Consider the following 514-nt stretch of genomic DNA (forward strand, 5'->3'; position numbering starts at 1 on the left):
GTGGCGCACGCCCGCGCCCGCGCGGTGCTCCCCGGCTGGGCGCGCGGGGCGGCGCCGCGCTGCGCCTGACCGCGACGGCGGTGGAGCCGCCACGCCGGCCGGTGCGAGATTCCGGGGGTGCGCCCGCCGTTCCCCGACGCCTACGCCGAGCACGCGCCCCCGCCGGCGCTGCGCCCCTTCGTCGCGTGCCTGTGGACGCGTGGCGCGGCGCCGCCCGACGCGGGGGCGCACCGCGTCCTCCCCGACGGCTGCGTGGACGTGCTGCTCGCCACCACCGGCGACGCGGTGCGCGCGGTCGCGGTGGGGACGATGACCGCGGCCGCGATCGTCCCCCCCTCGCCGGGGACGGCGTTCGTCGCCGCGCGCCTCCGCCCGGGCGCGGCGCGCCGCCTGCTCGGCGTGTCGGCCAGCGCGCTCACGGACCTCGACGTCCCGATCGCCGAGCTGTGGGGCGGCGCGCACCCGGCGCTCGCCGAGCTGCGCGACCTCGGCGCGACGCTCGCCGCGCTGCAGG

At 82.5% G+C, this 514-nt stretch carries 1 protein-coding gene; it reads left to right on the top strand.

Going from position 1 to position 514, the window contains the following annotated elements; translation table 11 throughout:
* Positions 1-117: 117 nt before the first annotated feature.
* Positions 118-514, top strand: a 397-nt coding sequence (locus PYV61_RS26555; RefSeq protein ID WP_275836899.1) for a DUF6597 domain-containing transcriptional factor, incomplete at its 3' end; no start/stop codon positions are given.

This window comes from Roseisolibacter sp. H3M3-2, assembly GCF_029211165.1.
GTDB lineage: Bacteria > Gemmatimonadota > Gemmatimonadetes > Gemmatimonadales > Gemmatimonadaceae > Roseisolibacter.